The sequence below is a fragment of the Kineococcus arenarius subsp. arenarius genome, from assembly GCF_050871845.1.
Classification (GTDB): Bacteria; Actinomycetota; Actinomycetes; order Actinomycetales; family Kineococcaceae; genus Kineococcus.
In genome coordinates this window covers 25610-40484 of the sequence record NZ_JBJLSE010000013.1, presented here as the reverse complement: position 1 = coordinate 40484, position 14875 = coordinate 25610, and the positions used below count along the sequence as shown (strand labels likewise).

Annotated in this window: 11 protein-coding genes; 8 read left to right on the top strand and 3 right to left on the bottom strand. The window is 74.0% G+C overall.

The window, feature by feature from the left end:
* Positions 1-150 precede the first annotated feature (150 nt).
* The gene (locus ACRYM0_RS05515) at positions 151-1842 is read left to right on the top strand and encodes a thiamine pyrophosphate-binding protein (RefSeq protein WP_432502874.1); all 1692 of its coding nucleotides are present in this window, start codon (positions 151-153) and stop codon (positions 1840-1842) included.
* Here ACRYM0_RS05515 and ACRYM0_RS05510 read toward each other — a convergent pair.
* Complete coding sequence (locus ACRYM0_RS05510) at positions 1819-3720, bottom strand: FAD-binding monooxygenase (protein WP_432502871.1); 1902 nt, start codon at positions 3718-3720, stop codon at positions 1819-1821. The two genes, ACRYM0_RS05515 and ACRYM0_RS05510, sit on opposite strands and share 24 nt — an antisense overlap.
* A 91-nt stretch (positions 3721-3811) precedes the next feature.
* Here ACRYM0_RS05510 and ACRYM0_RS05505 point away from each other — a divergent pair, with 91 nt between their 5' ends.
* Complete coding sequence (locus ACRYM0_RS05505) at positions 3812-4606, top strand: IclR family transcriptional regulator (protein ID WP_432502869.1); 795 nt, start codon at positions 3812-3814, stop codon at positions 4604-4606.
* Positions 4607-4749: 143 nt separating this feature from the next.
* Positions 4750-5673, top strand: coding sequence for an AraC-like ligand-binding domain-containing protein (locus tag ACRYM0_RS05500; RefSeq protein ID WP_432502944.1), 924 nt, complete (start codon positions 4750-4752; stop codon positions 5671-5673).
* A gap of 17 nt (positions 5674-5690) precedes the next feature.
* On the opposite strand, the gene ACRYM0_RS05495 is transcribed toward ACRYM0_RS05500, so the two are convergent.
* The gene (locus tag ACRYM0_RS05495; RefSeq protein ID WP_432502867.1) at positions 5691-7217 is read right to left on the bottom strand and encodes a GMC family oxidoreductase; all 1527 of its coding nucleotides are present in this window, start codon (positions 7215-7217) and stop codon (positions 5691-5693) included.
* Positions 7218-7432: 215 nt separating this feature from the next.
* On the opposite strand from ACRYM0_RS05495, the gene ACRYM0_RS05490 reads away from it, so the two are divergent.
* From ACRYM0_RS05490 to ACRYM0_RS05470, 5 genes are all read left to right on the top strand, one after another.
* A complete protein-coding gene (locus tag ACRYM0_RS05490; protein WP_432502864.1) occupies positions 7433-8890 on the top strand; it encodes an aldehyde dehydrogenase family protein in 1458 nt (485 codons plus the stop codon).
* Positions 8891-8993: 103 nt separating this feature from the next.
* The gene (locus tag ACRYM0_RS05485) at positions 8994-9578 is read left to right on the top strand and encodes a TetR/AcrR family transcriptional regulator (protein WP_432502862.1); all 585 of its coding nucleotides are present in this window, start codon (positions 8994-8996) and stop codon (positions 9576-9578) included.
* 111 nt (positions 9579-9689) lie between these two features.
* Positions 9690-11705 carry a primary-amine oxidase gene (locus ACRYM0_RS05480; RefSeq protein ID WP_432502860.1) on the top strand — a complete coding sequence of 672 codons (2016 nt, stop codon included), beginning with the start codon at positions 9690-9692 and terminating at the stop codon, positions 11703-11705.
* Positions 11698-13143: an APC family permease gene (locus ACRYM0_RS05475; protein ID WP_432502857.1), complete on the top strand. Its 1446-nt coding sequence runs from the start codon at positions 11698-11700 to the stop codon at positions 13141-13143. Before ACRYM0_RS05480 ends, ACRYM0_RS05475 begins: the two co-directional genes overlap by 8 nt.
* Complete coding sequence (locus ACRYM0_RS05470) at positions 13140-13709, top strand: hypothetical protein (RefSeq protein WP_432502855.1); 570 nt, start codon at positions 13140-13142, stop codon at positions 13707-13709. Before ACRYM0_RS05475 ends, ACRYM0_RS05470 begins: the two co-directional genes overlap by 4 nt.
* A 44-nt stretch (positions 13710-13753) precedes the next feature.
* Here ACRYM0_RS05470 and ACRYM0_RS05465 read toward each other — a convergent pair whose 3' ends face one another.
* Positions 13754-14773 (bottom strand): helix-turn-helix transcriptional regulator, encoded by a 1020-nt coding sequence (locus ACRYM0_RS05465; RefSeq protein ID WP_432502852.1) that lies wholly within the window; start codon positions 14771-14773, stop codon positions 13754-13756.
* Between the last annotated feature and the right edge of the window lie 102 nt (positions 14774-14875).

Below are 14875 nucleotides of genomic sequence, written 5' to 3'. Positions count from 1 at the left end.
CGACCGCCCCGGACGGGCTTCCGGCGAGCGTGTTCCCGTCCTAAGGTGGTCCTCGTCCGGGCGACGGTCCCGGTGCCCGCAAAAGGGGCACGAAGCGGTGGTGCCGCGAGACACACATGGAAACCTCCCGCACCGTTCCCCGGAGTCCACGTGTCCACCACCTCCGCCCTGGTCGCCCACGCCCTCGCCCCGCACGTCACCGAGGCCTTCGGCCTGATGGGCAACGGCAACGCCCGGTTCATCGACGCCCTGCACACCGGCGCGCGGGTGCGGTTCACCGCGGTCCGCCACGAGGCGGCCGCCGTCGCCGCGGCCGACGCCTACTGCCGCGCGAGCGGCCGCACCGCCGTGGCGACCACCACGTACGGCGCGGGTTTCACCAACGCCGTCACCCCGCTCGCCGAGGCGGTGCAGGCGCGAACACCCCTCGTGCTCGTCGTGGGCGACCGGCCGACCGCGGGACCACGACCGTGGGACGTCGACCAGGGAGCGATCGCCGCGGGCGTCGGTGTGCCCACCTTCACCGTCGGCCCGGACGACGCGATCGCCGTGACGACCGCGGCGCTGGAGCACGCCCTGAGCGAGCGCGTCCCGGTGGTCGTGGCGATCCCCTACGACGTCGCGGCGCGCGAGGCGGGCCCGGTACCCGGCGCGGGGGGTCTGCCGGCGCTCCGGCTGCCCGTGCCGGTGGACGTGGACCGCGCGGCGGCCGCTGCCGCGGCAGCGGACCTGGCCTCCGCGCGGCGCCCGTTCCTGCTGGCCGGGCGCGGCGCGGTCCTGGCCGGTGCCGGTTCCGTCCTCGGGGAGCTCGCACAGGCCCTCCGTGCCGTCACGGGCACCACCGCGACGGCGCGCAGCCTCTTCCCCGACCCGTGCTTCGACCTGGGCGTCACCGGGGGTTTCGGTGACGAGGAGGCGATGGCGCTGGTGGGCGAGGCGGACGTCGTCCTCGTCGTCGGCGCGGGCCTGAACCAGTTCACGACGCGGTTCGGTCGCCTCTTCGGTGCCGGCACCCGGGTGGTGCAGATCGACGAGGCCGAGGGCCCGACCCACCCGGTGGTGACGCGGTTCGTCCGGGGCGGTGCCACCGCCGCCGTGCGAGCCGTGCTCGACGCCCTGCCCCCCGGGCCGGGCGCGGTCCCCGAGTGGCGCGCCGCAGCCGTCGCGCTGACGCAGCGGGGGCTGCACCGCCGGCACCCGGGTTCCGGGGTGGCGGCGGACGGGCGGCTCGATCCCCGCAGCGTGGCCACCCGGCTGGCCGAGGTGCTGCCCGAGGACCGCGTGGTCGTCTCCGACGGCGGTCACTTCATCGGCTGGGCCAACTCGTACTGGCCGGTCACGGCTCCGCACCGCATGCAGATGGTCGGCACCGCCTACCAGACGATCGGGCTGGGCCTGGCCAGCGCCATCGGTGCGGCGCGAGCCCGCCCGGACTCCACGATCGTGCTGTCGACGGGCGACGGTGGCTGCCTGATGGCTCTGGCCGACCTGGAGAGCGTCGTGCGCACCGTGCGCCGGGGCGTGGTCGTCGTCTGGAACGACGCCGCGTACAACGCCGAGGTGAGCCTGTACGGCGGGCAGGGCCTGGCGCTCGAGCCGATGCTGATCCCCGAGGTGGACTTCGCCGGTCTGGCCCGCGCCGTGGGTGCCGATGCGGCGGTGGCGCGCACCGTGGAGGACCTGGAACGCCTGACGGAGTGGCTCGCCTCCGGGCGCGAGGGCGTCTTCCTCCTCGACTGCCGGATCAGCCCGAGCGTCGTGGCGCCCTACCAGGAGGAGATCATCGCGGTGAACACGGCCGCGGAGCCGGCGCCGGGTTCAGGCGCCGCCGGCCACCGGTAGGCGCAGCAGCGGCGCGAAGTAGGCCGCGAGCTCCGCGTGCGCGTCCAGCGGCAGCACGTTCGCCACGTACTGGTCCGGGCGCACGACCACGACGGCACCGCCGCGGTCCACCCCCCGCACGTCGAAGACGTCCGCCGCCGGGTCGGCGGCGTAGACCTTCTCGTGGTCGATGAGCTGGAACGGGCCGGTCCGGGGCTTGAACACCTCCGGGACGGCGGTGGTGTCGACCTCCGGGTGGGCCTGCTGGTAGACCACCTTCACGTCGAACCACGCGTCCAGGTCGGCGCCGGTGGGGGTGGCGGCCAGCGGGGAGCCGGCGGCGGTGCTGAGCCACTGCGCGAGCCGGTCGACGGCCGAGCCGGTGCCCGCCCGGGCCGCGTCGGCGAAGACGTAGATGCGCCAGCGCCCGTCGGCGGTGGCGTGGTGGCCGAGGTGGACGGGGTTGCCGTCGCAGACGCGGACCACCGGAGCGGACTTGAAGCGCCTGCCGACGGGGAACCCGGTCGCGAGCTGCTGGTGGACGGGTTCGGCCACGAGCTGCGAGGGGGCGTACTGGACCGCGAGGCCGGCGAGGTTCTCGGCGGTGCGCACGTAGTACCTCTCCAGCTCGCCGGGGTCGGCCATCTCCTCGGGCTTCTTGGCCATGAGGGTGGACCACTCGCGGTCGAAGTCGATGAGGGCCTGGGCGGCGACCTGGCGCTCGGCCGAGTAGGTGCTCAGCAGGCTCTCCGGGCTGCGGCCCTCCAGCACGTGCCCGAGCTTCCAGGCCAGGTTGAAACCGTCCTGCATGGACACGTTCATGCCTTGCCCGGCCTTGGCGCTGTGGGTGTGGCAGGCGTCGCCCATGATGAACACGCGCGGGCTGCGGGTCCCCGCGTCCTCGGGAAGGACGTCGTCGAAGCGGTCCGTCAGGCGGTGGCCGACCTCGTAGACGCTGTGCCAGGCGACGTCGCGCACGTCGAGGGTGTACGGGTGCAGGATCTCCTGCGCGGTGGCGATGATCTGCTCGATCGTGGTGCTGCGCACCGCGCTGCTGCCGCCCTCGGGCACCTCGCCGAGGTCGACGTACATGCGGAACAGGTGCCCGCCCTCGCGCGGGATGAGCAGGATGCTGCCGCCCGTGGCGGACTGGATGGCGCACTTGCGCCGGATGTCGGGGAAGTCGGTGACCGCCAGAGCGTCCATGACGCCCCAGGCGTGGTTGGCCGCGGCGCCGGCGAGCGTGCAGCCGATCGAGGCCCGCACCTTGCTGCGCGCGCCGTCGGCACCGACGACGTACTTGGCCCGGACGGTGCGCGTCCGGCCCGCGCGCGCGCCCGCCGTGTGGACGAGGGTGACCTCGACGGGGTGCTCGCCGTCCTCGTGGACCTGCAGGCCGCTGAACTCGTAGCCGTAGTCCGGGCGCATCCGGGTGGGGGAGTGCGCCATGAACTCGGCGAAGTAGTCCAGCACCCGGGCCTGGTTGACGATGAGGTGCGGGAACTCGCTGATGCCCGAGGGGTCGTCGGGCGTCAGCGCGGTGCGGACGATGCGCGCGGGGTCGTCCCGGTCCGGCTTCCAGAAGGCGGTCTCGGTGATCCGGTATGCCTCGGCGGTGATCCTGTCGGCGAAGCCGAACGCCTGGAACGTCTCCACGCTGCGGGCCTGGATGCCGTCGGCCTGGCCGATGGCGAGGCGGCCCTCGCGCCGGTCGACGATGCGGGTGACCACACCGGGGAAGCGGGAGAGCTGGGCAGCGGTGATCATGCCGGCCGGGCCGGTCCCGACGATCAGCACGTCCACCTCGTCGGGCAGCTCGTCCGGGCGGTCGAGCCCGACGCCGGCTGCGGGCTGGATGCGCGGGTCGCCGGAGACGTATCCGTGGTGGTGGAACTGCACGGGCTGTGCCCACCTCTCTGTGGCCGCCTGCGCCGTCGTCGGCGCGTTCGATATCAGAACTGTGAACTCTGATGTGGAACACACCGTAGGGATGGCCGCGGGAACCGTCAAGGCCGGCGTCTCGGTAAGGTCGTCGGCGACGACGGGTTTCGACGAGGGGGAGGGCGTGGCGGTCGAAGGAGCGCTGTCGCAGACGCTGTCGCGCGGGTTGCGGGTCCTGGAGCTGCTCGCCGAGGCCGACCGCTCCCTGAGCGTCGACGACGTCGCCGCCGGTCTCGGGCTGCACCGTTCCATCGCCTACCGGCTGCTGCGGACCCTGGAGGCGCACCGCCTCGTCGACCGGGACCCGGCCGGGCGCTACCGCCCCGGCGTCGGGCTGGCCGTGCTGTCGCGCTCGGTGCTCCCGGACCTGCGCACCGCGGCCGAACCGGTGCTGGAGGCCGTCGCGGCGGACCTGGGTGTCACCGCCTTCGCGGTGGTCGCCCGCGACGAGGACTGCGTGACGCTGGCCAGCGTGGAACCGCGGCGCCCCGGGGCGAGCCTCGCCCAGCGGCCGGGGACCGTGCACCCCCTGCAGCGGGGGGCCCCGGGCCTGGCGCTGCTCGCCGCCCGCCCCGCGGCGGCCGAGGGAGCGCGCGCCGCGGAGGTCGCCGCGGTGCGCCGCCGCGGCTGGGCGACCTCCCACGACGAGGTGATCCCCGGCCTGCGCTCCGTCGCGGTGCCGGTCCCGGCGCACCTGGAAGAACCGTGCGCCCTCGCGGTCGTCTACATCGACGGCACCGTGCTCGACGAGGCCCACCTCGCCGCGCGCCTGACCGCGGCGGCCGGCGAGCTGTCCGCAGCGCTGGGGCGCGGGGGCGGTGGTGCCACGGGTGCGCTCGGGTGAACGCCCCGGCGCGAGGGGCTGCCCGGCGGGGGTGCCCTGGTTAGCATCGTGCGGATCGCCACGGCGTCGTGGCGGCGTCCGAGGAGGGGGAGGTCCACGTGGCTCCGACGGCTCCGAGCACCCGCCCCGGCGGGGGTGGCCACCTGCAGCTGCAGGGCATCGACGCCTTCAGCGACGCGGTCTCCTCCGCCTTCGTCCCGCTGCGGGTGAGCACCAGCGCCCCGGACCGCTTCCGCGCACGCCTGCGCCGCACGGCGGCGGGCAAGGTCGAGGTGACCGAGGTCGACGCCCGCCGCCACCTCGTGGAGCGCACCGCTGCGCTCGTGCAGCGGGGGGGAGCCGCACGCTTCAAGGTCAGCGTGCAGCTCGAGGGCAGCTGCCTGCTGGTGCAGGAGGGCCGCCAGGCCGTCCTGGGTGCCGGCGACCTGGCGGTGTACGACACCTCCCGCCCGTACTCCATGGCGTTCGACGACGACTTCCGCGCGGTCGTCCTCATGTTCCCGCACTCCCTGCTCGGCCTGCCGCCGGAGCGGGTGCGCGAGCTGACGGCGACGCGGTTCAGCGGCGCGCAGGGCCTCGGCGCGGTCGTGGCGCCCTTCCTCGCGCACGTGGGCGAGCAGCTCGACCGGCTCCCCGGTCCCGCCCGCACACGCCTGAGCACCCACGCGCTGGACCTGGTGACCACGATGGTCGCCACGGAACTGGACGTGCGCGGCAGCGTGGACGCCCGGCGGCACGCCCTGCTCGCCCGCGTGCACGACCACATCGAGGCGCACTTGGCCGACCCCGGGCTGAACCCGGCGAGCATCGCCGCGGCGCACCACGTCTCCACGAGGCACCTGCACGCCCTGTTCCGCGCCGAGGGGGCGACCGTCTCCGGGTGGATCAGGGCGCGCCGGCTGGAACGCTGCCGGCGCGACCTGACCGACCCCGGGCAGCTCGAGCGTCCCGTCGCCGCGATCGGCGCCCGGTGGGGGTTCGCCGACCCGGCGCACTTCTCGCACGCCTACAAGGCCGCCTACGGCGAACCGCCCTCGCGCACCCGCAGCGCGCTGCACGGCGGCTGAACCGGCCTCGCGGACCCTCAGCCCACCAGGTGGGCCGCGGCCTTCTCGCCGATGAGGATGCTCGGCGCGTTCGTGTTGCCGGAGGTGATGCGCGGCATGATCGAGGCGTCCGCCACGTGCAGGCCCTCGAGCCCGCGCACCGCGAGCTCCGGGTCCACGACGGCGAGGTCGTCGACGCCCATCCGGCAGGTGCCGACCTGGTGGTGGTAGGTGATCACGGTGCGGCGCACGTAGTCGCGCAGCTCCTCGTCGGTCCGCACGCCCGGCCCGGGGTAGAGCTCCTGCGCACCCCACTGCGCGGCCAGCGCGTCGGCGGCGCCGATCTCGCGGCACTGGCGCACCGAGAACGCCAGCGCCTCCAGGTCGGCCTCCTCGGCCAGCGCCGCCGGGTCGATGAGCAGCTCGTCCTCGGGGGAGGGGCCGGACAGGCGCAGCTCGCCCCGGCTCTGCGGGCGCACCAGGCCGGCCATGAGGGAGAAACCCGTCGCGGGCCCCTGCATCCACGGCTCGCACATCGGCACGCTGAAGTGGATCGGCTGGGTGTCGGGGACCTCCAGGCCCGGGCGACTGCGGGCGAACAGGTGGGTCTGGGTGACCGAGGAGCCGGCGGTGGGCGGGGCGATCTCACGGCGGGTGGTGGTGAAGACGACCGGGGACAGGAAGTGGTCGTGCAGGTTCTTGCCCACCCCGGGCAGGTCCAGCACCGGGCGCACCCCCACGGCCTCCAGTTCCGCGGCCGGGCCGATCCCGCTGAGCAGCAGGATGCGGGGGGAGCCGATGGCGCCGGCCGAGAGGACGACGCGGCCGGCGTGCTGCCGGACGACCTCCCCGCCGGTCTCGTACTCCAGGCCGACGACGCGACCGCCCTCCACCAGGAGGCGGTGCACGTGCGCGCCGGTCACGACGTCGAGCCCCGCCGACCCGATCACCGGGCGCACGTACGCGGTGTAGGTGGTCAGCCGCCGCCCGTCGCGAACGGTGATCTGCTGCTGGGAGACCCCGTCCAGCTCGCCGGAGTTGTAGTCCGGGTTGAACGGGACCCCGCACTGCTGGGCCGCCTCCACGATGGAGCTCTGGATCGGCGCCAGCGGGTAACCGCCGACGACGTCGAGCGGGCCGCCCTTGCCGCGCACCTCGCTGGCACCGCCGTCGTAGTCCTCGATCGCCTTGAACACGGGCAGGACGTCGGCCCAGGACCAGCCCTCGCACCCGGCGTCGGCCCACGCGTCGTAGTCCGAGGCGTGCCCGCGCACGTAGATGGTGGCGTTCAGGGCGTGCGATCCGCCGACCACCTTGCCGCGCGGCAGGTGCAGCCGGCGGCCGGCGGCGTGGGCCTGCGGGGTCGTGTAGTAGTCCCAGTCGTCGGTGCTGTGCCACAGCTCCCCGGCGCGGCCGACGTCGTGGATCGCCGGGTTCAGGTCGTCCCCACCGGCCTCCAGCAGCAGCACGCGCTGGCCCGCGTCGACGAGGCGCCGGGTGATCACGGAACCGGCGGAGCCGGCGCCGACGACGATGGTGTCGTAGGTCGAGGTCGTTTCGCTCAAGGTCGTCTCCTTCGACGGCTGCGGCAGGTCGTGCACCTCGTGGCACTGTGCTGCGCTGCGGGTGGCCGGGTCACCGGGTCGGGGACCGTTCGTGCGCTCACGGACAAGCGCTGCACGCGCGGGGTCAAGCGCACGGCCCTGCGGCAGGGCGATCCTGGCGGCAGCCCGTCCGCGGTCCGCTCACCGGGGAGCCCGCGAGGATGCGAAGGAGCACCATGACCGCCACCGAGACCCCTGCCACCACCGCCGAGGACCTGCTCGCCCGCGTCGCCGTCCCGCAGGGGCGCGGCCGGGAGATTCGCGAACCCGCCACGGGAGCGGTCCTGGGCCACGCGCCCGTCCAGGGCGTCGAGGACCTCGACGCCGCCGTGGCCGCCGCCCGCGCCGCGCAGCCCGGCTGGGCCGCGCGCGGCCACGAGGAGCGCTCGCAGGCGCTGCTGCGCATGGCCGACCGGGTCGACGCCCTGGCCGAGCCGCTGGCGCGGCTGCTGGCCCGCGAGCAGGGCAAGCCGCTCAACGGCCCCAACGCCCGCTTCGAGGTGGGGGCCTGCTCCGCCTGGCTGCGCGCCACCGCCGCCACGGTGCTCGAGCCGCAGGTCGTCGTCGACGACGGGACCACCCGCGCGGAGCTCGTCTACCGCCCCGTGGGCGTCGTCGGCGCGATCGGCCCGTGGAACTGGCCGCTGATGATCACGATCTGGCAGGTGGCGCCGGCGCTGCGCATGGGCAACGCCGTGGTCGTCAAGCCCTCGGAGTACACCCCGCTCAGCGTCCTGGCGCTGGTCTCGCTGCTGAACGAGGAGCTCCCGGAGGGCGTGCTCACCGCCGTCTCCGGCGAGCGCGAGGTGGGTGCGCGCCTGGCCTCCCACCCGGACGTGGACAAGGTGATGTTCACCGGCTCCACCGCAACCGGCCGCAAGATCGTCGAGAGCTCCGCCGGCAACCTGGCCCGGCTCACCCTGGAGCTCGGCGGGAACGACGCCGGGATCGTCCTGCCCGACGCCGACCCCGAGGCGATCGCCGAGGGCCTGTTCTGGGGCGCGTTCATCAACACCGGCCAGACGTGCGCGGCCCTGAAGCGGCTCTACGTCCACGACTCCCTGTACGAGCGGGTCGTCGACGCCCTGGCCGAGGTGTCGCGCAGGATGCCGATGGGCCCGAGCCTGGACGAGGACAGCGTCCTGGGGCCGCTGCAGAACAAGCAGCAGTTCGACGTCGTCGCCCGGCTCGTCGAGGACGCCGAGCAGCGCGGCGGCCGGATCGTCACCGGCGGGAAGCCTGCCACCGAGCTGGGGGAGCTGTTCTTCCCGATCACCCTCGTCGCGGACCTGACCGACGGCGACCCGCTCGTGGACGAGGAGCAGTTCGGCCCCGCGCTGCCGATCATCCGCTACGGCGACGTGGAGGACGCGATCACCAGCGCCAACCGCCTCGACGTCGGCCTCGGCGCCTCGGTGTGGTCCTCGGACGCGGCGGCCGCCCGTGCCGTCGCCGAGCGCCTCCAGGCCGGCACCGTGTGGATCAACGCCCACGGCGGTGTGCACCCCATGGTGCCGTTCGGCGGCGTCAAGGGCTCCGGGTACGGGCTGGAGTTCGGGGTGGAGGGCCTGAAGTCCGTCGCGGTGCCGCAGGTCATCAGCGCCGCCTCACCCACCGTCGCCCCCACCGCCTGAGCCGGCCGCCGGGCCGCTGACCGCCCCGCGGGGCGGTCAGCGGCCTCGTGGCAGGCTGGGGGAGCGGACGGCGCCCGGCCGCCCGTGGACCGGACCGGGAGCCATGCCCAAGCTCGTCGACCACACCGTTCGCCGCCGCGAGATCATCCAGGCCACCTGGCGCTTGATCGGGCACCACGGCGCGGACGCCGCGACCATGCGGGAGATCGCCCGCGAGGCCGGGTTCGCCAACGGTGCGCTGACGCACTACTTCGCGGACAAGGAGGACCTGATCCGCTCCGCCTACGAGTACGTGTACGAGCAGACCAACGAACGCGTCGCCGCGGTCGCGCAGGGCGCCTCCGGCCTGACGGCGCTTCGGGCCTTCTGCCGGGAGGTGCTGCCCCTGGACGAGCTGAAGCTGCACGAGGCCCGTGTCGCGATCGCCGCCTGGAGCCGGGCCGTCGTCGACGAGCAGCTCGCCCAGGTGCACGGCCGGGCGATGGCGAACTGGCGCACCGCCCTCGTGGGCTGGCTGCGCGAGGCCCGGGCCGCCGGCGAGGTGACCTCCCCGGCCGAGGAGGGGGTCCTGGCCGACCAGCTCCTGGCGCAGCTCATGGGGGCGCAGATCCTGGTGCTCTCGGGAGTCGCCGCTCCCGGTGCGGACCGCCAGCTCGCCGCGCTCGAGCGCTTCCTCGCGCAGCTGTGAGCGTCCCCCGGTCACAGGCGCCCGAAACAGGCGCGTAACGAGTTCTTCCCGTCGGCGTAACCCATCGCGTACCGTTTCTTCTACGCTCGGAGACTCAACGAGGAGGTCCGTATGACGGCGACCACGCCCGCCCCCACCCTGGTTCCCGGTACCAGCAGTCCGCACCCGCTGTCCTCCCTGACCGCCGGTGAGATCGACGCCGTCCGGGAGGCGGTGTCCGGCGCCGGTCTGCTGCGTGAGACGTCCCGCTTCGTCTACGTCGGTCTCGACGAGCCGACGAAGCAGGAACTGCGCGAAGCCGCGGCGCGGGGCGAGAACCCGCCCCGGCGCGCCAGGGTGCTGCTGCACGACACCGGCAGGGTCGAGGCCAAGGACGTGCTCGTGGTCCTCACCGCGCAGGGGGAGGGTGAGGTCACGTCGGTGACCGACCTCGACGCGGCGACCGACGGCCAGCTGCCCGTCCTCGACGAGGAGTTCGAACTCGTCGAGCAGTTGCTCGCCACCGACGAGCGGTGGCTGGCGGCGCTGGCCGCCCGGGACCTCGACGTCGCCGACGTGCGCGTCGCCCCCTTGTCGGCCGGTGTTTTCGACGACATCGAGGGCGAGTCCGGCAAGCGCATCCTGCGCGGGCTGGCGTTCCGCCAGGACCACCCCGAGGACCACGCCTGGGCGCACCCGATCGACGGGCTCGTCGGCTACGTCGACGTCATCGCCCGCGAGGTGACCCAGGTCGTCGACCTCGGCGTCGTCCCCGTGCCCCAGGGTTCGGGGAACTACGACGACCCGGCGGTGCGCGGGGAGTACCGCACGAGCCAGAAGCCGATCTCGATCACCCAGCCCGAGGGACCCTCGTTCACCCTCGACGGCGACCTGCTGCAGTGGGAGAACTTCTCGGTGCGCGTGGGCTTCGACGCGCGCGAAGGCCTGGTGCTGCACCAGATCTCCTTCCACGACCGCGACCAGGGCCGCGACCGGCCGATCGTCCACCGCGCCTCCATCGCCGAGATGGTCGTGCCGTACGCGGACCCCTCCCCGGTGCGCTCGTGGCAGAACTACTTCGACACCGGCGAGTACCTGGTGGGCCGCTACGCCAACGCCCTGGAACTGGGGTGCGACTGCGTCGGCGACATCACCTACCTGGACGCCGTCATCGCCGACGAGCTCGGACACCCCCGGGTGCTGCGCAACGCGGTGTGCATCCACGAGGAGGACTACGGCATCCTCTTCAAGCACACCGACCTGTGGGCCGGCAGGGCCGCAGTGCGCCGCCAGCGCCGGCTCGTCGTGTCGTTCTTCACCACGATCGGCAACTACGACTACGGCTTCTACTGGTACCTGTACCTCGACGGCACCATCGAGTTCGAGGCCAAGGCGACCGGCATCGTCTTCACCTCCGCCCACCCGGGCGAGGGGTACCCGTACGCCTCCGAGATCGCGCCGGGTCTGGGGGCCCCGTACCACCAGCACCTGTTCAGCGCCCGCCTCGACATGGCCGTGGACGGCGACGCCAACCGGGTCGAGGAGGTCGAGGTGCGCCGCGTGCCGACCGGACCGGACAACCCGCGCGGCAACGCCTTCACCACCCGCACCACCCCGCTGCGCACGGAGTCCGAGGCGCGCCGCAAGGCCGAACCCTCCCTCGCACGCGCCTGGCACATCACGAACCCCGAGCGGCGCAACGCCCTCGGGCAGCCCGTGGCCTACGCCCTGTTCCCCGAGGGGCAGCCGACGCTGCTGGCCGCCGACGACTCCCCGATCCGCAAGCGCGCGGAGTTCGCCACCGAACACCTGTGGGTCACCCGCTACGACCCCGCGCAGCGCTACGCGGCCGGGGACTTCGTGAACCAGCACTCCGGGGGCGCTGGCCTGCCGGACTACGTCGCCCAGGACCGCGACATCGACGGGCAGGACGTCGTCGTGTGGCACACCTTCGGGCTCACGCACGTCCCGCGCCCGGAGGACTGGCCGATCATGCCGGTGGACTACACCGGTTTCAAGCTCAAGCCCGTGGGGTTCTTCGACCGCAACCCCACCTTGGACGTCCCCCCGACGGCCGGCGCGCACTGCGCCTCCTCGGCCGGCGCCCCCGCGGCGCCCTCGTGCCACGCCGGGACCAGCGGTGAGTGAGCGCGGCGCGGCACCGGAGCGGCAGCCCGGTGGCCTGCGCGGGTCCATCGGCGTGCCGGGGATCGTGTTCCTCGTCGTCGCCTCGGCGGCGCCGCTGACCGCGATCGGCGGTGCCCTGCCGGTCATGCTCGCCATCGGCAACGGCGCCGGCACCCCCACGGCCTACCTCGCCGTCGCGGTCGTGCTGCTGCTGTTCAGCGTCGGCTACGCCGCCATGAGCCGGCACGTGACCGACACCGGCGCCTTCTTCGCCTACGTCACCCGGGGCCTCGGCCGGGCACCCGGGCTGGGCGCGGCCGGGCTGGCGCTGCTGACGTACACCGCCATCCAGGCGGGCATCTACGGCCTCGCCGCCACCACCCTGCAGGGCCTGGTCGTGCAGTACGGCGGGCCCGACCTGCCGTGGTGGCTGTGGGCCGCGGTCCTCGTCGCGGTCGTCGGTCTCCTCGGCTACCGCAACATCGACCTGGGGGCGAAGGTCCTCGGCGTGCTGCTCGTCCTGGAGATCGGGATCGTGGCGGTCCTCAGCGTCGCCGTCCTCCTGCGCGGCGGACCGGAGGGAGCGTCGCTGACCTCCTTCGAGCCCGCCACCTTCACGTCGGGCTCGCCCGGCATCGCCCTGATGTTCGCGATCGCCTCCTTCATCGGTTTCGAGGCGACCGCCATCTACGGCGAGGAGGCGAGGGACCCGAAGCGCACCGTTCCGATCGCCACGTACGTGGCGGTGGTCCTCATCGGGGTCTTCTACGCCTTCGCCAGCTGGGCCGTCGTCGTCGCCGTCGGCCCCTCGCAGGTGCAGGCGGTGGCCGGTGAACACATCGCCGACCTCGTCATCGGGGTGGTCAGCGAGCAGTACCTCGGCAGCTTCGGGAACCACGTCCTGCCCGTCCTGCTCTTCACCAGCCTGTTCGCCGCTCTGCTGGCCTTCCACAACGCCGTCGCGCGGTACTGCTACGCCCTGGGCCGGGTCGGCGCCCTCCCGCACCTGCTCAGCCGCACCCACCACCGCCACCGCTCGCCGCACAACGGTTCGGTGGCCCAGACCGTCACCGCGGTCGTGGTCCTCGCGGTGTTCGCCCTGGCGGGCGCAGACCCCGTCGTCCACCTGTTCACGTGGATGTCGGGTCTGGCCACGGTGAGCGTCTTGGTGCTCATGCTGCTGGCCTGCGCCGCGGTCCTGGCGTTCTTCGCCCGCACCGGCGTGGACCGGCGCGCCTGGAACACGAAGATCGCCCCCGCCCTGGGGGGCCTGGGGCTCCTCGGCGTCCTGGTGGCCGTGCTGTCGAACTTCACCACCCTCATCGGCGGATCGACCACGCTCGCCCTGGTGCTGCTGGCGTCGGTGGTGGTGGCGTTCGGTGCGGGTGCCGCGGCCGCGGCCCGGCCGCCCCGGCCCGCGGAGGAGGGCACGGCCGCCACGACCACCCCGGTGCCGTGACGGGCCACGGCGGGGTGCTGCACCACGTCCACCTCGCCGTGGCGGTGCTCGGTGTCGTGCTGGCGCTCGTGGCGGTGGTGGCCCACCGCCACGAGCGCTGGCCGCACCTCGTGATGACCGTGGCGATGCTCCCCGGGCTGCTCGCCGGGAGCAGCAGGGCCGTCCCCTTCGCCGCCTGGCTCGCCGTCGTCCTGGGGACGTTCGCCGCCGCGTGGGCCGGCGCCGCACGCGCCCGCCGTGGCGGGCGCTCGCCCGCGACCGCGCTCGAGCTCCTCGCGATGGCGGTCCTGCTGCTGGTGCTGGGGCCCGAGGAGGGTTCCGGGAGCAGCACGACCGCCGAGGCGGCGCCGCCCTCCGGTGCTCACGTCCACTCCGTGCCCGGGGACACCGCAGCCGTCGCGCTCGTCGTGGCGGCAGCGTGGTTCGCGCTGGCCGTGCGCCGGTGCGTCCCGGGGCCCGCGGCCGTCGCCGTGGCCGGCCGCGACCCGCTCGTGCGGAGCGTGTGCAGCAGCGGCATGGCCGCCAGCATGCTCGTGATGGCGGCGATCCCCCTGGTCGCCGCCTGAACCCGGCCGGCGCCCCCGACGCGCCGAGCGGCTGCCCGGTGCGCTCACCGGCGGTGCGAGAGCCTGTCCACCCCGCCGCCCGGGAGTTGCCGCAGCGGGTGCAGCACTCCTTCGCGGTGGGCGTAGGCCGCCGCCTCCAGCCGGCTCGCGCTGCCCGTCCTGCGGCGCACGCCCTCGACGTGCGAGTGCACGGTCCGCAGGGAGACGCCCAGCACCTGAGCGATGGACGCGTTGTCCATGCCCAGGGCCAGGCACGTCAGCACGTCCACCTCGCGGCGCGTCAAACCGGCCGGCAGGGGGCCTGCGACGGCGTGCACCAGCAGCGGTACGTGCCCGCCCCTGCGGCGGTCGTCGTGGTGCAGCGGTTCGACGACGAACCGGTACCACTGCCGGCCGTCGTCCCACCAGGCGGTGAGCCGTCGCTCGCTGGAGGACCCGCACTGCTCGAGCACCCGGCGGAACCCCCGTTCGCCCAGGAAGGGCGGCAGGTCGCGCCCGGCCAGCTCCTCGACGCGACCGCCGACGACGACCGCTGCGCACGCACCGGCCGGCAGGCGGTCCGAGAGCCCTGAGGTGCTGCGCTCCCGGTGCAGCCACCCGGCCAGCACCGGCCGCAGCGCGGCGAGGACCGTCCGCTCCCGGTGCCCGAAGACCTCCTGCGTCGCCGACAGGTGCAGGAACCCCAACGTGGAACCACCGACTCCGAGGTGCACGGAAACCCCGTCCCGGAAGCCGGCGGGCTCCAGGTACCTGCGGAAGAAGGTGCCCTCGCGGAACGAGTTCCCCGGGTCCGTGGACAGCGACAAGGGGAGTTCCGCGCCCACCACGCGCGGCAGGTTCGGGTCGCGCAGGAACTCGTCCGCGGAGGCGGCGCCGACGTGACGCAGGTCCCCGTGCGTGGCGAGGAAGGACGTGAACGGCCCCTCGACCACTTGCAGGGCAGAGGCATCGCTGGGAACCAGGTGGCTGAGCAGTTCCAGCGCCCGGTCCGCCACCCCGCTGCCCCGTTCCGAAGCGGTCAGCGCGCCGATCTCGGCTGCGACAGCCAGGGCCGCGGCGTCCATGAAGCTCCTCGAACTCGCTCGGCGGTGGCGGTGACGGTACGCCCGCGGCTGTGAACTGACAAGGTTCACACGGTGCGCGGCCTGTTCTCCTCGGTATTCGTA

Bases quoted from the DNA above. Each gene is read 5' to 3' on its own strand.
- ACRYM0_RS05480 (WP_432502860.1), top strand. From the start codon at position 9,690: ATGACGGCGACCACGCCCGCCCCCACCCTGGTTCCCGGTACCAGCAGT.
- ACRYM0_RS05505 (WP_432502869.1), top strand. From the start codon at position 3,812: ATGGCCGCGGGAACCGTCAAGGCCGGCGTCTCGGTAAGGTCGTCGGCG.
- ACRYM0_RS05485 (WP_432502862.1), top strand. From the start codon at position 8,994: ATGCCCAAGCTCGTCGACCACACCGTTCGCCGCCGCGAGATCATCCAG.
- ACRYM0_RS05490 (WP_432502864.1), top strand. From the start codon at position 7,433: ATGACCGCCACCGAGACCCCTGCCACCACCGCCGAGGACCTGCTCGCC.
- ACRYM0_RS05465 (WP_432502852.1), bottom strand. From the start codon at position 14,773: ATGGACGCCGCGGCCCTGGCTGTCGCAGCCGAGATCGGCGCGCTGACC.